Genomic DNA, 20,196 nt, shown 5'->3' with positions numbered 1-20,196 from the left:
GTAAGTACGCTGACATAATTAGAAAAAAATGGAAATAAAGGAGGAATCCCGCTAATGACAAATGATAAAGAACTACATCATAATTTTTATCGCATAACCGAACATCTGAATGGTAAGCATTTTCTCTATGCTGGGCTTGCAACGACCACGTTAATCGGTGGAATGGGGGCAACTCCAATCGCCTTAGCTGATAAACCGGCTGCTAATGCCACCGAGTTAGTGACTACAGCAGTTCCTACCAAGACGAAAACGAAAAACAAAAGATACGGAAGCTCGTGGTCAGATACTGGTCAAGCCTATAATTTTACGGCAGCAGATTTTGTTGTTGAACACGGTGTCATTACAGGGATGGATGATTCGTTTTTCGAGACCGTAGAGGCGTGGTCAGAATATTCTCCTTGGAATGGAGAAATTACATTTCCAGCCGAATTTGCGACTACAATCAAGGGGATTGGTCCAAGTGCACTGAGTATGGAGGCACTAACTGCGGTTGATATTAATTCGTTAACCGCGTTAGAATTTATTGGGGATGGCGCTTTTAGTGGTGCCTACTATTTAGAAAAAATTGATCTTTCTAATTTACAACATTTAAAAAAGATTGGTAATAGTGCATTTGGCGACTTGGGAGGGGCCACTTCAATTACGTTGAATAATTTGCCGAACCTGACAACCATTGATGATTATGCTTTTGCTTATTCTATGAATTGGGGATGGATGGATAATGTGGATTATTCAGGGACAATTACTCTAACCAATTTACCAAAGTTAACAAGTATTGGCAGTTACGCGCTGGGTGGTTGTGAGCATCTGACAAGTGTTACCCTTGACGGTCTTGATAGCTTAAAAGTATTACCGGAAGATCTGCTTAGTGATAACCCGGAATTAACAAACGTTACACTCAATAACTTACCCAAGGTACAACGTATTGAAGACACATTTTTAGGAAATACAGCGCTACAAACGCTGACGTTAACGAATATGCCTGATTTAATTTATATCGGCAGGTACGTATATGATGCTAACGAACGTGATGATGATGGATATGGCGCTTTTAATCAACTGATTGTTGGTAATTTAAATTCAGCGTTAACTGTCGAGGAAAATGCGTTTGAGATGCCTCATCCAGGTGGAATTGTTATTCCACTGAATGGTGATGGTGATGTGCTAACAGCCCAAAAATTTCTTACTAGTATTAATGAGTTAAATAATGATAATCAATTTACTGGAAGTCGAAAATGGGAACTTGGTGGTACGGTTACCTACAAGTATGTCGACCAAGATGGTCAGGTGATTACTTTTGGGACTGATCGAACACCTGTGAAAGCATTTACAGTCAGCGGAAAAGTTGGTACTAAGTACGATTTACCAGCAACACCAACGATTGCTGGCTATGGTAAGCCTACATTGGTCAGTGGTACTGAGAACGGTGCAATTGGCATTGGGATGAACGAGATTGTTTATCAATATGAGGGTGCGACGTCTGAATTTACCATTTATCGTGTCGATACGAATGATAAAAATATTGTGCCACCTGAAAAAATCAGCGGATTTACTAATGATATTTTGGATTTAGATGATATGCAGCTTGCAATTGCTGGTTATGATTTCCAAGAACTTAATAGCACGTCACTTTCACGGGCTGTTGGTGATTTTTCATGGCAAGCTGTACCAGATTCATTTGGCAAACAATTGACCCTCGGTGCCAATGCTGGGCGGAGTTACAAGTTTGTCTACGCTAAGACAGCTGTAAAGAATAACGATAGTAATAGCTCTAATAATAGTTCCAACAGCAGTAGTACTAGCAATACGAATAACAGTAACAATAATTCTGCGGGAAACTCAAGCAGTCAATCATCATCAACTGCTGGCACGAGTTCGTCAGCGGCATCAAGTAGTACGGATAAGAAAAATGATGACAACACTGCCAAGAGTTCAAGTACTAGTACCACAAATGATCCGACGGGGTTACCAGTAACTGGTGGTAATAGTACGGGTACTAGTGGAATTGGTAACACCAATGCAGATACATCGCGTTCATCAAATACACGCTATATTCCGTTGAGTACTGATTCTGGTTTTAATACGCCTACAAGTAGTATTCGTGGTAACGACACCAAGAATTTACCGCAATCAGGGTACGTTGTTAACCGAGTTTTACCAGTTATCGGTGCAATTGCGCTCGCTGGTGTCATTGGTTTGTATGCTTTCAGTAAGAAACGTAAATTGTAAGCATCCCAAAAATAATTACGCATTAGTATAGTATTTATCAACCTAATTAAGAAAGGGTAACTTGTGCATGAAAACGAGTTGCCCTTTTTGTGTACACTAATATTTTTACCGTGGAATCTAAAGATGATATTAGTTGGATTCGTCTAATTACGAAAACTAATTAGACGGTTTGGACGAGGCTGGATTTAGCTTCAATCTTTTAGTATATGGTGTACAAAATTGTTTCATATTTTCTTAGTAAAATTAATAGTATTAAAACTAATTATATGAGGAGTGCAATGAATGACACACAAAAAAGAGCCACATCATAATCTATACAAATTAACAGAACATTTGAATGGTAAGCATTTTCTGTACGCAGGGCTTGCCACAACGACATTAATTGGTGGAATTGGTGCCACACCAGTTGCATTAGCGGATAAGGCAGATACTAATCAAATGGAATTAGTGAATAAAGTCGCACCTAAGAAAATAAAAAGTAAGTCAAAAAAAGCCAGTCGTGCTTGGTCATATGGTGGCGAGGCTTATGAATTTACGGCAGATGATTTTGCTGTTATCGATGGGGTAATAACTGGTTTTACTGACAATTTTTTAAATTATATGTATGAAGATGGTTCTAAGTGGGACGGTTTGATAACTTTTCCAGATGAATTTGCAACGACAATTACAGGGATTGGCGATGAGGCATTTCAAGGTATTCCACTCAGGTCAGTTAATCTTAATGCCTTAACTGCATTAGAAACCATTGGTGAGTATGCTTTTGCTGACAATGTTTTCTTGGAAGCAATTGATATCAGCAATTTAGCTAATTTAACCACGATTGGTGCGGGGGCATTTTATGATTGTGAAAATTTAGAAACGGTTAATTTAGCTAGTCTGCCATTACTATCGAAACTGGGAACAAGTTATTATGATGCGGGAACGTATGATAATTATGATCCTGCTGATTATGAGGGGACCTACCACGGAGACACAGGCGTGTTTGAATATTGTGGAAAGTTAAATGCGGTCACAATTAGCGGGCTGGATAGTCTACAATCATTGACCTATAACCTTTTTAGTGAATGTGAAAATTTAGCCACAGTGACGGTTAACGATTTACCTAAGTTAAAAAATATTGAGACCAACGCTTTGAATGATGCGCGAAGCTTACAAATGCTGAGTTTGACAAATTTACCGAATTTAATTCACATTGATTCTGATGCGTTTTCTAATTGGGACGAAAGTAGCCCGACTTTAGATCGTATTATTGTTGGGAATTTAAATGCCGGATTAACGCTGGAAACTGAAGCACTACACATAGTTAAACCAGGCGGACTTGTAATTCCAGTTGATGGGATTACTGATTTAACGACGGCGCAAAAATTTGTTGCGGCTAATAATTATATCGGGGATAGCGTATATGTTTCTGTGAACGAAAAATGGCACGTGGGTAGCGCAATAACGTACAAGTATATCGACCAAAATGAACAAGTTATCAAATTGGGAACGGATAATATGCCGGTGAAAGCAGTGACAATCGTTGGTATAGCTGGGGAAAAATACGATTTACCAATGCTGCCAACAATTGCGGGGTATGGCAAACCAACATTAGTCAGTGGTGTTGAGAACGGTATTTTTAGTCCTGGTATGAACGAAATCGTATATCAATATCAAGCAGAGATGGCTTCATTTATGATTTACCGTGTTGATACTAATGATAATAATTTGGTGTTACCTGAAAAGGTTACTGGTTTTACTAATGATACATTGAATTTGGATGACAAAAAAATAGCTATCAATGGTTATGATTTTAAGGAACTTAATATTAGTACTTTGTCACGTGCAGTTGGCGACTATGGATGGCAATCAGTGGGTGACTCTTTTAGTAAATCACTAACACTTGGAGCAAATGCCGGTCGTAACTATAAGTTTGTGTATTCTAAGACTGCAACATTAACACCAGATAAAAATAACGATACTACGAATAACAACAATACTAACACGAATAATAATAGTTCAACTGGTAGTAGTGCAAGTTCAAGTAGTGAAAAACCGGCTACGTCGAGTTCAGCTACGGTATCAAGTACCACGACTGGTAAAAATGATAATTCGCCTGTAAGTTCAAGCTCTACGCAAAATCCGAATGCACTCCCAAGCACTGGGGGAAACAGTACTGAAGTTAGTGGCACCGGTACTAAGAAAATAAACAAGTCACAAGTCACGAATTCGAAATTTATTCCGCTGAGCACGGATACGCCGCGTAACGCTCCGAATAATAATGCTAGTAAAGCATTGCCACAATCTGGGGCTATTGTTAACCATATTTTACCAATCTTTGGTGTTCTTGCTCTTACTGGGGTAATTGGTTTATATGTGTTCAATAAGAAAAAAACTAAATAATAACCGACTGTGCTCAGTATTAATATCTACTAAATTAACCGCTAAGGAGCAATGCTAATGAAACATGAGAAAGAGCCACATCATAATTTTTATAAAATAACAGAACACTTAAATGGTAAACATTTTTTGTATGCCGGTATTGCCACGACTACCTTGCTTGGTGGAATGGGGGTGACTCCGATTGCTTTAGCTGATAAGGAAGTTACCGACCAAACTGAATTGGCAACAAAAGTACCGACTTCAAAAATAAAAAATAAAGCTAAAAAAACTGATCGGGCGATATCCGATGATGGTGAGGTACATGAGTTTACTGCCGATGATTTTGAGGTTACAAATGGGGTTATAACCGGAGTTAGCGATTCATTTAACGAGTACCTAGCTTTAGGAGATTGGCAAAGTTGGGATGGACATGTTACGTTTCCAGCAGAATTTGCAACGTCGATAATTGGTATCGGATCTTATGCGTTTAGCGGTATCGAATCGGTGAGAACAGTGGATCTTAATTCATTAACTTCATTACAAACTATCAGTGAAAGTGCGTTTGACGGCTCTGAAACCTTGGAAGCAATCGAATTATCAAATTTGGATAATTTAAAAACCATTGGAAATAATGCTTTTGCGAATTGTGGAGCCTTGCGCACCGTTAATTTGACGAACTTACCAGCGTTAACAAGTATTGGTGACGGAGCGTTTGCGGGTTCATTTATGACCGGATATTATGAAGAGGAAGACAATTTGGGCAGTGTTAATCTGGCCAATTTACCAAAGCTTACCAGAATCGGGGATGCCATATTTAACAGCTGTGAAAGCTTAAAGACAGTTAATTTTACGAATCTTGATAATTTAAGATCATTGCCCCGTGACATGTTCGATGGCGATAGTGGTATAACAACAGTCACTTTCGATGGACTTGCTAAAATAGAATCACTTCCATCAGAATTGTTCTATAATTGCAAAAATTTAACTACTGTTACAATTAATAATTTGGCAAAGCTGGAAACGATTGAGGACAACGTTTTTGGGCAGACCACCCTACAGACATTAACACTAACTAATTTACCAAATTTAATTCAAATCAATGAGAGCGTGTATTCGCCAATTTACGATTATTATAATGAGCATCAGTATGGTACGTTGAGCCAACTAATTATTGGAAACTTAAATACAGCTTTAACTATTGAAAATGATACATTTTATAATCCTCATCCGGGTGGGATTGTTATTCCATTAAATGGCGATAGTGATGTATCAGCAGCACAAAAATTCTTAGCTAATATTAATGATTTAAATAATTCATATCCACTCGTCGGTCATGATAAATGGCAACTTGGTGGGACAGTCACTTATAAATATATCGACCAAGATGGTCAAGTTATTTCAACGGGTGCGGATCGGAAGCCAATCACATCATTTACGCTCAGTGGAAAAGTTGGTACTAAATATGATCTTCCAACGATTCCAACAATTGCTGGTTACGGCAAGCCGACGTTGTACAGTGGTACTGAGAATGGGACGATTAGTATTGGGATGAACGAGATTGTTTATCAATATCAGGCAGCTACTTCAGAATTTACAATTTATCGTGTCGACATTAATGACCAGAACCTTGTTACTCCTGAAAAGGTGACTGGCTTTATGAATGATATCTTGGATTTAGACGATAAAGAGCTTGCGATTAATGGCTATGATTTTAAAGAACTTAGTATTAGTGGCCTTTCGCGTGTAGTAGGTGATTATACGTGGCAAGCCGTACCGGATTCATTTGGCAAACAATTGACCCTCGGTGCCAATGCCGGGCGGAGTTATAAGTTTGTCTACGCTAAGACGGCTGTAAAGAATAACGATAGTAGCAGCTCAAGTAGTAGCTCAAATAATAGTTCCAACAGCAGTAGTAATACAAATAACAGTAACAATAATTCTGCAGGAAACTCAAGCAGTCAATCATCATCAACTGCCAGCACGAGTTCGTCAGCGGCATCAAGTAGCACAGACAAGAAGAATGATGACAGCACTGCTAAGAGCTCAAGTTCTAATACCGCCAATAATCCAACTGGATTACCAGTAACTGGTGGTAATAGCACAGGTACTAGTGGAATTGGTAGCACTAACACCAACAGGGACACATCGCGTTCATCAAGTACGCGTTACATGCCGTTGAGTACTGATTCTGGTTTCAATACACCTACTAGTAGCGTTCGGCGTAACTCTGACAGGGTGTTACCACAATCAGGGTACGTTGTTAACCGAGTCTTACCAGTCATCGGTGCAATTGCGCTCGCTGGTGTCATTGGTTTGTATGCGTTCAGTAAGAAGCGTAAATTGTAAGCAATAAAAAATTGGATATATTAGTACATTTAATGACTGTAGGTGGTAACCCAGTCAATTAAAATGGTAACCATTAAAAATTATGTAAAAACCGGCATTCTCGTTTTCAGAAACGTTGATATGTCGGTTTTTTATTTGGTAATTCAAATTTGAAGGGTGATACCTGATTTTTGGTCCAACTCTTTCCCATGCCATTGTGGTCTATGGTCGGTACCTATTTTTTGCTAGTTTGAGCATTATTCCTAACTAACGAAGTGGCGGTAAATTACTTGGCGGGCGCAGCCTTTACACCGCGACTGGGGTGATATGTGTGGAACACATGTCGCCGCTGAGGATAAGATGAGGAATCTAGGGAATTTATTCCCGTAGATTCCCAGCTTATCCGAGTTGTTCAAGACCGTACTTTGGCTTGAACATGTGCTTCCAGCGTGGTGCGCCAAGTAATTTACTGGCACGCAGTGGCCAATTTTACTCAATCCCACGTCAGAAGAAATAAAGCCATATTAACTATCAGATTAGTGAAGTAAAAAGAATTATAGTCTTTACACAATCTTTACATTCCATCTACATTGGTTTTACGTTGTTTACGTATACTAAATACAGTAGAAGATGTGCATGACGGAACCGCTTGGCGGCTGGCATGCAACGTAGTTAAACTAGGAGGCATTAGAATATGAAACGCAGTTGGGTGATTACAACGATCATCGTTGTTGCCTTAGGTGGGTGGCTTGGCTACTCGTATAATACACGAGCACAAAATGGTGGTGGTACGCAGATGACCGCAGTTGGCTCAACCGCATTGCAACCATTAGTCGAAGCGGCTGGTGAAGAATATGCCGGTAAACACTTGGGCGTCTTCATTAATGTTCAAGGTGGTGGGACTGGGACTGGGCTGTCACAAGTCCAAACCGGTGCCGTAACCATGGGTGACTCTGATTTGTTCGCTGAAGAAAAAGAAGGTATTAATGCTAAAGGTCTCGTTGATCACCAAGTCGCAGTCGTTGGGATTACCCCAATTGCTAACAAAGACGCGGGTATCAAAGAATTGACCCAAGCGCAATTAATCCAAATTTTTACGGGCAAGATTACCAACTGGAAACAAGTTGGTGGTAAAGATTTAGCGATTACCTTGTTAAACCGGGCATCAGGCTCAGGTACGCGGGCGGTCTTTGAAAAATGGGCCTTGAAAGGCGCTGAATCGGCACCCGCACCTGAACAAGATTCATCTGGGATGGTCCGTTCAATCGTTGCCACAACCCCAGGTGCCATCAGTTATGTGGCCTTTTCATATGCTGACAAGTCAGTGCAAAAAGTTGCCATTGATCATGTTGAACCAACAGTTGCGAATGTGACAACTAACACTTGGAAGATTTGGGCATATGAACACGTCTATACCAAGGGACAGCCTAAAGGGCAGGTCGCTGACTTCCTAAACTATTTACAATCTGAAAAAATTCAAAATACCGTTGTACCACAATTAGGATATATCTCAATTCATGATATGCATGTGCAACGGAAAGCCGATGGTCAAGTCATCAATAAATAATCAAAAGTTTCCAACCGGGAGCTAATACACAATGCCAATTAATTAGGAACCGACTGGATATCCAAATATGTAAAATACAAGGAAGTCGGGCATCCGAATACATGAAACATAAGGAGAGTGCTCATGGATGAGATCCGTGAAAGTTTGTTAAAAACTTCGATTGCAACAAAAAAAGAACGTATCGGGAAAACATTAAGTATTTCAGCTTTGCTTTTAATTGCGATCGTCGTGGTATCAATTTTTTACTTCGTCGCTTCAAAAGGACTAGCAACATTCTTCGTTGATAAAATTAATTTTTGGGACTTCATGACAGGTAAGACGTGGAACCCGTCAGTCAATGGTGCTAATGGTAAGCCAGAAACTGGTGCATTACCAATGATTGTTGGTTCATTCTTAATTACGGTGTTATCAGCAATTATTGCGACACCGTTTGCGATTGGAACCGCGGTCTTCATGACTGAAATTTCACCAAAGTACGGTGCCAAAATTTTACAACCGGTGACTGAATTGTTGGTCGGAATTCCTTCAGTTGTGTATGGATTCATTGGGTTAACGGTTGTTGTCCCATTCATCCGTAATATCTTCGGTGGTTCTGGTTTTGGGATTCTGTCAGGAACAATTGTCTTGTTCGTCATGATTCTCCCAACTGTAACTTCAATGACTGTCGATACGTTACGGTCAGTACCACAATATTATCGTGAATCAGCGCTAGCTATTGGGGCAACCCGCTGGCAAGCAATTTACAAAGTTATTTTACGGGCAGCAACGCCGGGAATTTTAACTGCCGTCGTCTTCGGGATGGCGCGGGCCTTCGGTGAAGCATTGGCCGTCCAAATGGTCGTGGGTAATGCTGCGATTATGCCAGGAAACTTAATCAGCCCGGCAGCAACGTTAACATCAGTCTTGACGATGGGAATTGGTAACACAGTGATGGGTTCAATGCAAAATGATGTGCTCTGGACACTCGCCTTAATTCTGTTATTGATGTCATTAGTCTTTAATATCATCATTCGTTTGATTGGTAAGAAGGGAGAATTGAAATAATGAGCGCAAAAACATCTAATAAAGTCGCAACCATTGTGTTGTATACAATTGCCAGCTTAGTCATTCTCCTATTGGCAGCTTTGCTGGGCTTCATCTTAATTGATGGGGTACCACACTTGAGTTGGCACTTCCTGACTTCACCAGCCAAAGCCTTCCAAGCCGGTGGTGGGATTGGGGTACAACTTTTTAACTCATTTTACTTATTAATTTTGACGATGGTGATTTCATTGCCAATTGCCTTAGGTGCTGGGATTTACTTGAATGAATACGCCAAGCAAAACTGGTTTACGGCGGTCATCCGGACAGCAATCGAAATCTTGAGCTCATTACCTTCAGTGGTCGTTGGTTTGTTCGGTTTCTTGCTCTTCGTGGTTCAATTCAAACTTGGTTTCTCGGTTCTTTCAGGAGCCATTGCCTTAACGTTGTTCAACTTACCATTGCTCACCCGTTCTGTTGAAGGTTCACTTAAGTCGATTCCTGATTTGCAACGTGAAGCGGGAGCCGCCCTTGGTTTGTCAAAATGGGAAACAGTCGGGCATGTCATCTTACCAGCAGCGGTACCAAGTATCGTTACTGGGGTAGTGCTCTCTGCCGGACGGGTGTTCGGTGAAGCCGCGGCCTTAATTTATACAGCCGGTCAATCAGCACCAGCGTTGAATTTTGGCAACTGGAATCCCTTTGACATTACGAGTCCTTTGAACCCATTACGACCAGCTGAAACTCTCGCTGTGCACATCTGGAAGATTAATTCAGAAGGAATTATGCCAGATGCCGCCGCTGTTTCAGCCGGTGCATCAGCAGTCCTCGTGATTGCGGTCTTAATCTTTAACCTCTTAGCTCGTTGGTTAGGCAAAGTCTTGTTCAAACGATTAACAGCCGCACGTTAATAAAAAAGGAAATAAAATGATGATGGATGAAAATAAAGTATTGAATACGACGGCGCCATTACGGAATATTTACCGTTTTGACGAAGATGCCGAAATTGCCTTGGAAACTAAAGATTTAAAAGTTTTTTATGGCAACAATGAAGCATTAAGTGAAGGCGATTTACAATTTGAACGTTACAAGATTACTTCATTGATTGGGGCTTCTGGTTCTGGTAAGTCAACCTTCTTGCGCTCGTTGAACCGGATGAACGATACGGTTGCGACGGTGAAGGGTAACATCATGTACCGCGGCATTGATATTAATTCAAAAGAAGTTGACGTCTATGAAATGCGCCGCCACGTCGGCATGGTATTCCAACGGCCGAACCCATTTGCTAAGTCAATTCGTGATAACATCACTTTTGCTTTGAAGCAACGCGGAATGAAAGATAAGGCACAATTGGAAGAAATCGTCGAAACTTCATTGAAGCAAGCCGCTTTGTGGGATCAAGTCAAGGATGATTTGGGCAAAAGCGCCCTTGCGTTGTCAGGTGGACAACAACAACGGTTAGTAATTGCGCGGGCGATTGCAATGAAGCCTGATATTTTGTTGCTCGATGAACCAGCCAGTGCGTTGGATCCGATTTCGACATCGCAAATCGAAGACACATTATTAGAACTTAAAGAAAAATACACCATTGTAATCGTGACGCATAATATGCAACAAGCTGCTCGGATTTCGGATTACACGGCATTCTTCCATATGGGCAAGGTCTTAGAATATGATGAAACCCGGAAGATTTTCACTCGGCCAAAAGTTGAAATTACAAACGATTACATCTCAGGTAACTTTGGTTAAGCAAAGTGCGAAAAAGAGAAAGTGCGGTGCGAGAACGGCTAGCTTCGGTGAGTAACATAGTGAATTTGGTGGCTCGGATTATGAATTATCAAAATAAGTAAGTTATTCTAAGCAGGCAGTTCTTACGAGCACATTATGGAGGAAATATGGCAGAACCAATTTTAACAACTGAAAATGTGCGCCTCTATTATGGCGAAAAAGAAGCCTTACACGGAATTGATTTGGACTTTCCTGAAAAGGGGATTACGGCTTTGATTGGTCCCTCTGGCTCTGGTAAATCAACGTATATTCGGGCGATTAATCGAATGCATGATTTAACGGACGGTGTGACGGTGACTGGTAACTTCATGTTCAAAGGCCAAAACATCTATGCCCCAACGACGGATACGGTCGAATTGCGTAAAGAAATCGGTATGGTGTTCCAACAACCTAATCCATTTCCATTCTCAATCTACGATAATGTAGCGTTTGGATTGCGCATTGCCGGTGAAAAGAACAAAGCTGTGCTCGACGAAAAAGTTGAAACGGCGCTAAAGCAAGCGGCCATTTGGGATGAAGTTAAAGACGTCCTCCATAAAAGTGCTTTGTCACTATCTGGTGGGCAACAACAACGAGTTTCAATTGCGCGGACATTAGCAGTTTCACCAGATATTTTGTTACTGGATGAACCAACTAGTGCGCTTGACCCTGTGTCATCACACAAAATTGAAGAAACGTTGATGAACATCCGGAATGACTACACGATTATCATTGTGACGCACAATATGTCACAAGCTTCACGGATTTCTGATCGGACAGCATTCTTCATGGATGGGGATTTGATTGAAATCAGTCCAACAACGAAACTATTCACTGATCCAAAAGAAAAGAAAACCCAAGACTATATTTCTGGTCGTTTCGGTTAGACAAATTCCTGGATAGCGATAACAAATAAAACATACTAAAGGGGACAAAATATGCGTCGATTATTTGATGAAGAATTAGCTGATTTGGACGCCTCATTTACTGAAATGGGGATGCTGGTCAGTGAAACAATTGGTAAGTCTGTGACTGCGTTTGTGAATCACGATCGCGAAACGGCCCAATTGATTATTAAAGAAGATGAACAAATCAACTCACGTGAAGTGGCAATTGAAAAAAAGACATTTGAAATGATTGCCTTGTACCAACCGGTTACCATTGATTTACGTGAAATCGTGACAGTTTTGAAGGCTGTCTCAGAACTTGAACGGATGGGTGATCACGCCCGCGATATTGCAACCGCAACAATCCGGGTTAAGGGAACTAAGCGGATGGCTAACATCGAAGAAAACATTGCGAACATGGGTGAAATTACCCGTCAAATGGTCAAAGATATTTTGGGCGTATATGTTAACGATGACGCGCTTGGTGCAACTTCAGTAGCTGAACGTGATGCACAAGTGGCTGAAATGTCTGATCAAGTTCGTTTAGACGTCATTAAGAGCATTGAACAAGATTCTGAACTGGCAACTTCTGGTACCGACTACTTACTAGTTGCCGGTCACTTGAAGCGAATCGCCGATTATGTCACCAACATTGCCGAATGGATCGTTTACAAGCGCACTGGTAAGATTGTCGACTTGAACCCCGGCGGCTCAACCCTTTAATATTCATTTAGAACACATCTGCAATTATGTAGGTGTGTTTTTGGTTTATATGATTTTATTCAGTCTGACTTAGGATTGAATAAAATTGGCCACTCCGTGTCTAGAAATTGCTTGACGCACCGTGCTGGAAGCAACCTCACAAGCCAAAATGCGGTCTTGTGAGGTTCGGATAAGCTGGGAGTCTAGGGGATAAATCCCCAAAACTCCTCATCTCATCCTCAGCGGAAATATGCGTTTCACACATATTCCCCCAGTCGCGGTGTAAAGGCTGCGCCCGCCAAGCAATTTCCAGCCACTGCGTTAGTTAGGAATAATGCTCAAACTAGAAAAAACATTTACCACCCTAGGCCTCAATGGCATGAAAAAAACAACACTGACAATTGATTCCCAGTAATTCGATACCTGAAAAGTGCAGAAACGACAACCCCACGTTAGAATAAATAGCTTGATTGACGTTATCGACCACTACGCTGATTTGAATAGTTTAACAATGGAGTAGAATTTTTGGCTTTGCGCAGTCTTTATTGTTGAAAATGTACAAACTAACGGAGTGCCTAAGGAAGCTACTTGGTGGGCGCAGCCTTTACACCGTGTTGGGAAGTGATTCATCACTTCGCTCAAGAGAAATGAGGAGAGTTAGCGCTTTAGCGATTACTCTCCCAGTTCACGCAGACTTTCCAAGACTACAGGCTTGGAAAGCTTGGCTCCCAACATGGTGCACCAAGTAGCTTCCGTGGCACGTAGTGGCAACTACCAATCTAAAAATTGCCAATCAAAATATGAAGATAACGGTAATAAATGTGCATTATCGTGCCAAACTGGTATAAATACGGTAAAATTAGAAGGTGTAGAATTTTAACTAGCGCTAGGCGCATGAAAGGAAATAAACAGCATGAAAAAAACTAAACAATTACGTCGTTCAAACAACAGATTATTCTTCGGAGTCCTAGGTGGCTTCGCCGAATTCTTTGGTTGGAACGCTAACTTACTACGAGGAATTTATGTCGGCTTAATCATTGTGACATCAGCACCAATGTGGCACTTGCCTTTACCACGATTTACATTAGGAATGGGGGTGGCCTTGTATATTGTGGCGGCGTTGATTATGCCACGACCAGTTAGTAAGAATCCTAGTCCATTTGAAGCATTTCGCCAGTTCCGGGGGGAAGGGCAACCAACTACTGGCAATCCAAGTGGCCGTAAGGAAATCCATGCAATTGAAATTGATGAAAAGGATGATAAATAAGTTATGAAATTTTATCAACGAGTATTGGTTAATGCGATTGTATTTATCGCATTAGCTGGTTTTATGCAAAGTTCGCATTTGTTTTTTGTTTCAAGCTTTTGGGTGGCGATTGTCGCGAGCCTAATTCTGGCGATTTTGAATGCGGTGATTAAGCCGTTCTTGATTATCATTTCGTTACCAATTACGATTTTGACGCTCGGATTATTTAGCATCGTGATTAATGCAGCCATGTTGGAGTTAACCTCTGCAGTTGTGGGTTCACAAAGCTTTTATTTTAAAAGTTTTGGGGTGACTATGGTTGTGGCGATTATTATTTCAATTGTGAATGCAGTTATTTCAAAGTACGTTAATAAAGATAAAGACGAAGAAGGAGAATTTTAATGGCACAAACAGATCAAATTCAATCAGTACAAATTCGTGACTTAGTTGAAAATACGCGGCTTGAAGTTTTGGCAGGGGAAGAATATCTTGATCGTTTGATTACGACCAGTGACATTTCACGGCCAGGACTTGAAATGACAGGATACTTTAACTATTACGCTCCTGATCGAGTGCAATTATTAGGGATAACTGAAATTTCATTTTCAAAGCGGATGAGCCATGAAGAACTGTTAATGGTTGCTCGTAAAATGGCCAGTTCTGAAACACCAGCATTTGTAGTGTCAACAGGCTTAGCGGTTCCACCTGAAATCAAACAAGCAGTTGAAGAAGCACATATTCCATTGTTAACAACTAACCTAACTTCATCACGGATCTTGGCCAACATGACCTACTTCTTGAGTGGTAAATTAGCAGAACGCCAATCAGTTCACGGGGTTTTGGTTGATATTTACGGTTTAGGGGTCTTAATTACTGGTGATTCAGGTGTTGGTAAGTCTGAAACTGCCTTGGAACTTGTGCGCCGTGGTCACCGTTTAGTTGCCGATGATCGTGTTGATATTTTCCAACAAGATGAAGAACGTTTAGTTGGGGAAGCCCCAGCTATCTTGACGCACTTGATGGAAATTCGTGGAGTCGGAATTATCGATGTTATGAACTTGTACGGTGCGGGTGCAGTTCGTTCACACTCAACGATTTCAATGAACTTACACTTGGAAAGTTGGTCACCAGATGCGAAATTTGATCGCCTAGGTAACGCTGGCGATAATTTAAACATTTTAGGTGTAGACATTCCCCGTTTCGCTATTCCTGTACGTACTGGGCGTAATTTGGCCGTGATTATTGAAGCTGCGGCAATGAACTTCCGGGCTAAGTCAATGGGATACGATGCCATGAAGACGTTCGATAATAATTTGAACAGTTTGATTGCGGAAAACAGCGAAGCCGACAAAGCTGCGGAAGCTGACAAAGACAATAAGAATAAATAAAAATAAGAGAGTTAGGTATTAGGGATGGATTTGTTAGCAGCACTTAATCCAATTGCCTTGCGCTTGGGGCCAATCCAGGTGCACTGGTACGGAGTGATTATTGCATCCGCGGTAGTGATTGCGGTGACCTTATCAGTACGTGAAGCCAAGCGGCGCGGATTAGTCGCCGATGATGTGTACGATGCGATTTTGTGGGCATTACCGGTTGCGTTGATTTTTGCCCGAGCGTATTACGTACTCTTTGAGTGGTCGTATTACAAGCAACATCTCAGTGAAATTCCAGCTATCTGGGATGGTGGGATTGCGATTTATGGCTCGTTAATCGGTGGTCTAATAATGATTATCCTTGTAACCCGTCATAAGTTTATCAGCACGTGGTTGTTCCTTGATATCATTACCCCAACCGTGATTTTGGCGCAGGGGATTGGTCGTTGGGGTAACTTCATGAACCAGGAAGCTTTTGGTGGTGTCGTTAACAAGAGTTTCTTAACTGATTTACATTTGCCAACGTTTATTATTAATCAAATGTTTATCAATGGGCAGTATCGGATGCCAACGTATTTGTGGGAATCATTGTGGGATATTGCCGGTTTCATTGTTTTGATTAGCCTACGTCACCGTAAGCACTTGTTCAAACAAGGTGAAGTACTGTTTAGTTACCTAATCTGGTACTCGTTTGGCCGTTTCTTTATCGAAGGAATGCGGACTGATAGTTTGTACTTGCCGTTTGCCGGGTTGCGCGTGTCACAATTACTATCCGCAATTATCTTTGTGGTCGCAATTACCTTGTGGATTTATCGGCGCAAAACACAACCAGATAATCGCTGGTATCTAGATGGTCACAGTATTCTACAAAATAAATAATTCAATTAAAAAGAGGAATCACGCATGACAGAAAAAATTGCAGTTTTAGGTGCTGGATCGTGGGGTACTGCCTTAGCCAACGTCTTAGCTGAAAATGGCAATGACGTTCGCTTGTGGTCGCACAAACCGGCCCAAGTCGCTGAAATTAATGAAAAACACACGAATGAACATTACTTACCAGCAGCAAAGTTGAATGAAAACTTAGTGGCTTATGCTGATATGGGCGAAGCTATCAAAGACGTTGAAATGGTATTGAGTGTTGTTCCAACCAAAGGTGTCCGTGAAGTTGGTAAGCAACTTGGGGCATTATTGAAAGCTAACAACCAAAAAGTTATTTTAGGTCACGCAACTAAGGGGATTGAACCTGGAACTTACAAACGTGTTTCAGAAATGCTTGCTGAAGAAGTTGCACCAGCTAATCGCTCAGCCCTAGCAGTGCTTTCAGGACCTTCACATGCTGAAGACGTTATCAAACACGATTTGACAACGGTGACGATTGCTAGCGATGACATCAAAGCGGCCGAACGTTTCCAAGCTGCTTTCTCAACTGAAAATTTCCGGGTATATACAAATGATGACGTCATTGGAACGGAAATGGGTGGTGCCTTGAAAAACATTATCGCGATTGGTGCGGGTGCCTTAGTGGCCTTGGGCTATGGCGATAATGCTAAGGCCGCGTTGCTTACGCGTGGATTAGCTGAAATTAGTCGCTTGGGCTTGGCATTTGGCGCTAATCCATTAACCTTTATTGGTTTGTCAGGGGTTGGTGACTTAATTGTTACTGGAACTTCAGCTAACTCACGTAACTGGCGTGCGGGCTACCAATTGGGTCAAGGCAAGTCTTTGAAGCAAGTTGAAGAAGACATGGGCATGGTTATCGAAGGGGTTTCAACTACGAAAGCCGCTAAGGAATTAGCAGAACAACGCCACGTTGAAATGCCAATTACTGATGCGATTTACCAAGTTTTGTATGAAGATAAAGACATTAACCAAGCTATCAAAGACTTGATGAAGCGTCCAGCAGCAAATGAAACTAACTAATTAATGTTTGATAACATTTAGATTATTTTAGCGAATTATGGCATAATCTGTTAAAATAGTTCTTGTGTAAGAAGTAACTAACTTTTTACAGGGAACAGTAAAACCAGTAAATATTTAAGGGAGTATGAATAATATGAAAAAAGTACGTAAAGCCGTTATCCCAGCAGCTGGACTCGGAACTCGTTTCTTGCCAGCTACTAAGGCATTGGCCAAAGAAATGTTGCCACTTGTTGATAAGCCCACGATTCAATTTATCGTTGAAGAAGCCATTGCCTCTGGTATCGAAGACATCTTGATTGTTGACGGTAAGTCAAAGCGTTCAATCGAAGACCACTTTGATTCAAACCCTGAATTGGAAATGTCATTGGAACGTGATGGTAAGTTTGATAAGTTAGCGATGGTTCAAGAAACGACTAACATCAACTTGTACTTCATTCGCCAATCAAACCCACGTGGTTTAGGTGACGCCGTGCTCCAAGCTAAGGCTTTCGTTGGTGACGAACCATTCGTTGTCTTGCTTGGTGATGATGTGACCAAGGATGAAGTGCCTTTGACTAAGCAATTGATCAACCAATACGAAAAAACTGGTGAATCAACCCTTGCTGTCGTTAAGGTTCCTCACGAAGAAACTGTTAAGTACGGTGTCATCGACCCAATCCAAGACTTGGGTGATGGCTTGTACGAAGTTAAGCAATTCGTTGAAAAGCCTAAGCCAGAAGATGCTCCTTCAGACTTGGCGATCATCGGTCGTTACTTGTTAACACCTGAAATCTTTGAAGAATTGGAAAACACGAAGCCTGGTAAGGGTAACGAAATCCAATTGACGGATGCGATTGATAGCTTGAACAAGCGTCAACACGTGTACGCCCACGAATTCAAGGGCCGTCGTTACGACATCGGTTCTAAGATTGGTTTCTTGGAAACTTCAATTGAATTTGGCTTGGAACACCCTGAAACTAAGGATGCCTTGCGCGAATACATCAAGGAAATCGCTAAGACTTTGTAATTTAATACATGAATCAGTCCTCTGCATAGCAATGTGCAGGGGATTTTTTGCGTTCCTGGCTTTTGGGGTTCTATTCCGTCTGACGTGGGATTGAATAAAATTGGCCACTCCGTGTCTGGAAATTGCGTTAGTTAGTAATAATTCTCCAGCTAGCGGAAACAGTTACTAATCACAGACCGCAGTGGCATGAAAAAACACCGTCAATAGAATCTCAGTAATTCGATGATTGAAAAGTACGGAAATGATAATCCCGAGCTAGAATAAATAGAACAGTTTTTGGCTGGTAACTCAAATTTATCATGGTTAGGTTTATTTAGTAGCATTTTAAATATTATGAAAAAACCCTAGATAGTTCACATGTAGAACCAAATTAGTTAGTAATATTACTAGTGTTACATTGGAGAAACTCTAGATTGGTAACAGAAACGGTGGTGATGGTAAAGATATGCTTGAATAGTACGTCGCTGGTGACAGTAAATTAGAAAAATAATGTAGTACCAATTGAAGTGCCACAAACCGACCAGATGAAGGTTCTAGTAAAAACTACATAGACTTAGAAACATTTCAGCAATTGAAAAGTGGATATGTTGGTGTCTTTGCAAAGTGAACAATTTCTCAGAAGGTGGTGGTTACTATCAAAATGAAAATCAAGTGGTTGATTAGTGTCTTTGGCATTTTGCTAGCCTTAATTGTATGGCAGACGGGTAGTACCGCGGAAATAACTTCCAAGAATACGTTTCAGCTACAAGATACTAGTAAAGTGGTTAGCCAGCTTAGGCAGTCTGCGCAAATTAGTTCGACATTACCCAACTCGGGTGGTGAAGCCGAACAACAGGCAGCGCCAATTGTTGGCGCTGAGCAGACACCAGCCGCCTCAGGAAATGCGGTGGACATAGTGCGGCGCCGGCCAAAGACATGGATCACAAAATATGAGGATTTGATTGTTTGGTTTTCGAGTGTTGGTGGCAGATTTAATTTGCGCGCAACAGGTGATAATCAAGGGATGAGGTCTAGTTGTGGTTTGTGGTGGATTTTTTGGTTTACATTTAGTGGGATATTAATAATTTTCGGGCTATTTTTCTTACTATTATTGTTGTTCAAACGGCGAAAGCGAAAGGGGACTAATGATGAACAAGTTGATTAAGCTTGGCGTCCTCACAATCGTACTAATTAGTAACTACGCCATGCCAACGCTAGCAGCTACCCGTAGTTTAGAAACCCAAACGATTGGGCGGACAGATTTACAGGTGAAGCCGGGCGTTAAAATTATCAATGCAACATCAGCAGATTTTGGTAATTGGACATTGGCAAAATTAGGTAAGACAATCTACAACGTTGATACCGTTCACTTACGAATTCAAGATGAGCGTGATAACGATAGTGGCGATTGGTCAATTTTGGTGAAATCTGACAAAGTTGTGGGCGCACAGGGCCAAACCTGTGACCTAGCCGATTACGTGATTGATGGTGCTAAAGCTAGCATTACCCGGCAGATGAGTGATGGGCAATTTCAGAGCATCGACAAAAAAGTCATTAGAACCAGTGATTACCAAGCGCACCGTGATCAGCATGATTGGACACCGATTGTTGCAACCCATGGTGCCACACCTGGTCCCGCCAAGTATCAGATAACTTGGGATCCCGGTGCTATCGGTATTAAGCTATGTCGTAATTTGCAACCGGACAGCTATGCGATTGTTACGCATTGGTTAGTTACCGATGGAATTACTTAATGGAAAAATTAATTGGTTACGATTGTGTTCAAGCAAATAAAAATTATAAAAATGTAGGTA

Annotated in this window: 17 protein-coding genes; all 17 read left to right on the top strand. The window is 41.2% G+C overall.

All coding sequences use genetic code 11. The features are described from left to right. Positions 1-54 precede the first annotated feature (54 nt). The 17 genes from EQG49_RS05240 (at position 55) to EQG49_RS05160 (ending at position 20,136) form a co-directional block, all read left to right on the top strand. Positions 55-2,229, top strand: a complete 2,175-nt coding sequence (locus EQG49_RS05240; protein WP_133362983.1) for a leucine-rich repeat protein — start codon at positions 55-57, stop codon at positions 2,227-2,229. A 282-nt stretch (positions 2,230-2,511) separates the two neighbouring features. After that, on the top strand, positions 2,512-4,611 hold the full coding sequence (locus EQG49_RS05235; protein ID WP_133362982.1) for a leucine-rich repeat protein: 2,100 nt from the start codon (positions 2,512-2,514) through the stop codon (positions 4,609-4,611). Positions 4,612-4,668: 57 nt separating this feature from the next. Next, entirely contained in the window at positions 4,669-6,936 is a 2,268-nt protein-coding gene (locus tag EQG49_RS05230; RefSeq protein ID WP_165964794.1) for a leucine-rich repeat protein, read from the top strand. 673 nt (positions 6,937-7,609) lie between these two features. Continuing rightward, positions 7,610-8,482 (top strand): phosphate ABC transporter substrate-binding protein PstS family protein, encoded by an 873-nt coding sequence (locus tag EQG49_RS05225; protein WP_133362980.1) that lies wholly within the window; start codon positions 7,610-7,612, stop codon positions 8,480-8,482. Positions 8,483-8,605: 123 nt separating this feature from the next. Then, positions 8,606-9,526: a phosphate ABC transporter permease subunit PstC gene (pstC, locus tag EQG49_RS05220; RefSeq protein ID WP_133362979.1), complete on the top strand. Its 921-nt coding sequence runs from the start codon at positions 8,606-8,608 to the stop codon at positions 9,524-9,526. Then, on the top strand, positions 9,526-10,413 hold the full coding sequence (gene pstA / locus EQG49_RS05215) for a phosphate ABC transporter permease PstA (protein ID WP_133362978.1): 888 nt from the start codon (positions 9,526-9,528) through the stop codon (positions 10,411-10,413). The genes pstC and pstA overlap by 1 nt, the downstream gene beginning before the upstream one ends. Positions 10,414-10,432: 19 nt before the next feature. Next, positions 10,433-11,251 (top strand): phosphate ABC transporter ATP-binding protein PstB, encoded by an 819-nt coding sequence (pstB, locus tag EQG49_RS05210; protein ID WP_423245978.1) that lies wholly within the window; start codon positions 10,433-10,435, stop codon positions 11,249-11,251. Between the two features lie 146 nt (positions 11,252-11,397). After that, the gene (pstB, locus tag EQG49_RS05205) at positions 11,398-12,156 is read left to right on the top strand and encodes a phosphate ABC transporter ATP-binding protein PstB (RefSeq protein ID WP_133362976.1); all 759 of its coding nucleotides are present in this window, start codon (positions 11,398-11,400) and stop codon (positions 12,154-12,156) included. Between the two features lie 51 nt (positions 12,157-12,207). Beyond that, a complete protein-coding gene (phoU, locus tag EQG49_RS05200) occupies positions 12,208-12,879 on the top strand; it encodes a phosphate signaling complex protein PhoU (RefSeq protein WP_133362975.1) in 672 nt (223 codons plus the stop codon). Positions 12,880-13,771: 892 nt separating this feature from the next. Further along, on the top strand, positions 13,772-14,125 hold the full coding sequence (locus EQG49_RS05195) for a PspC domain-containing protein (RefSeq protein WP_133362974.1): 354 nt from the start codon (positions 13,772-13,774) through the stop codon (positions 14,123-14,125). A gap of 3 nt (positions 14,126-14,128) precedes the next feature. Beyond that, complete coding sequence (locus tag EQG49_RS05190) at positions 14,129-14,506, top strand: phage holin family protein (RefSeq protein ID WP_133362973.1); 378 nt, start codon at positions 14,129-14,131, stop codon at positions 14,504-14,506. Next, positions 14,506-15,492 carry an HPr(Ser) kinase/phosphatase gene (gene hprK / locus EQG49_RS05185; protein ID WP_133362972.1) on the top strand — a complete coding sequence of 329 codons (987 nt, stop codon included), beginning with the start codon at positions 14,506-14,508 and terminating at the stop codon, positions 15,490-15,492. The genes EQG49_RS05190 and hprK overlap by 1 nt, the downstream gene beginning before the upstream one ends. A 24-nt stretch (positions 15,493-15,516) precedes the next feature. Then, positions 15,517-16,356, top strand: a complete 840-nt coding sequence (lgt, locus tag EQG49_RS05180; protein WP_133362971.1) for a prolipoprotein diacylglyceryl transferase — start codon at positions 15,517-15,519, stop codon at positions 16,354-16,356. A 24-nt stretch (positions 16,357-16,380) separates the two neighbouring features. Then, positions 16,381-17,397, top strand: a complete 1,017-nt coding sequence (locus EQG49_RS05175) for an NAD(P)H-dependent glycerol-3-phosphate dehydrogenase (RefSeq protein ID WP_133362970.1) — start codon at positions 16,381-16,383, stop codon at positions 17,395-17,397. Between the two features lie 133 nt (positions 17,398-17,530). Beyond that, positions 17,531-18,403, top strand: coding sequence for a UTP--glucose-1-phosphate uridylyltransferase GalU (galU, locus tag EQG49_RS05170; protein WP_133362969.1), 873 nt, complete (start codon positions 17,531-17,533; stop codon positions 18,401-18,403). Between the two features lie 640 nt (positions 18,404-19,043). Next, positions 19,044-19,547 (top strand): hypothetical protein, encoded by a 504-nt coding sequence (locus EQG49_RS05165; RefSeq protein ID WP_133362968.1) that lies wholly within the window; start codon positions 19,044-19,046, stop codon positions 19,545-19,547. Further along, complete coding sequence (locus EQG49_RS05160) at positions 19,528-20,136, top strand: hypothetical protein (RefSeq protein WP_133362967.1); 609 nt, start codon at positions 19,528-19,530, stop codon at positions 20,134-20,136. The genes EQG49_RS05165 and EQG49_RS05160 overlap by 20 nt, the downstream gene beginning before the upstream one ends. Positions 20,137-20,196 lie beyond the last annotated feature (60 nt).

Origin of the sequence: Periweissella cryptocerci (assembly GCF_004358325.1) — a bacterium.
In the GTDB taxonomy this organism is placed as follows: Bacteria; Bacillota; Bacilli; order Lactobacillales; family Lactobacillaceae; genus Periweissella; species Periweissella cryptocerci.
The sequence above is the reverse complement of the archived record's forward strand: the minus strand, read 5'-3'. Positions and strand labels throughout refer to the sequence as shown.

Coding starts and splice junctions, on each gene's coding strand:
- EQG49_RS05240 (WP_133362983.1), top strand. CDS start 55: ATGACAAATGATAAAGAACTACATCATAATTTTTATCGCATAACCGAA.
- EQG49_RS05190 (WP_133362973.1), top strand. CDS start 14,129: ATGAAATTTTATCAACGAGTATTGGTTAATGCGATTGTATTTATCGCA.
- EQG49_RS05175 (WP_133362970.1), top strand. CDS start 16,381: ATGACAGAAAAAATTGCAGTTTTAGGTGCTGGATCGTGGGGTACTGCC.
- pstB (WP_423245978.1), top strand. CDS start 10,433: ATGATGGATGAAAATAAAGTATTGAATACGACGGCGCCATTACGGAAT.
- EQG49_RS05230 (WP_165964794.1), top strand. CDS start 4,669: ATGAAACATGAGAAAGAGCCACATCATAATTTTTATAAAATAACAGAA.
- pstB (WP_133362976.1), top strand. CDS start 11,398: ATGGCAGAACCAATTTTAACAACTGAAAATGTGCGCCTCTATTATGGC.
- phoU (WP_133362975.1), top strand. CDS start 12,208: ATGCGTCGATTATTTGATGAAGAATTAGCTGATTTGGACGCCTCATTT.
- pstA (WP_133362978.1), top strand. CDS start 9,526: ATGAGCGCAAAAACATCTAATAAAGTCGCAACCATTGTGTTGTATACA.
- EQG49_RS05235 (WP_133362982.1), top strand. CDS start 2,512: ATGACACACAAAAAAGAGCCACATCATAATCTATACAAATTAACAGAA.
- galU (WP_133362969.1), top strand. CDS start 17,531: ATGAAAAAAGTACGTAAAGCCGTTATCCCAGCAGCTGGACTCGGAACT.
- lgt (WP_133362971.1), top strand. CDS start 15,517: ATGGATTTGTTAGCAGCACTTAATCCAATTGCCTTGCGCTTGGGGCCA.
- EQG49_RS05160 (WP_133362967.1), top strand. CDS start 19,528: ATGATGAACAAGTTGATTAAGCTTGGCGTCCTCACAATCGTACTAATT.
- EQG49_RS05195 (WP_133362974.1), top strand. CDS start 13,772: ATGAAAAAAACTAAACAATTACGTCGTTCAAACAACAGATTATTCTTC.
- EQG49_RS05225 (WP_133362980.1), top strand. CDS start 7,610: ATGAAACGCAGTTGGGTGATTACAACGATCATCGTTGTTGCCTTAGGT.
- hprK (WP_133362972.1), top strand. CDS start 14,506: ATGGCACAAACAGATCAAATTCAATCAGTACAAATTCGTGACTTAGTT.
- EQG49_RS05165 (WP_133362968.1), top strand. CDS start 19,044: ATGAAAATCAAGTGGTTGATTAGTGTCTTTGGCATTTTGCTAGCCTTA.
- pstC (WP_133362979.1), top strand. CDS start 8,606: ATGGATGAGATCCGTGAAAGTTTGTTAAAAACTTCGATTGCAACAAAA.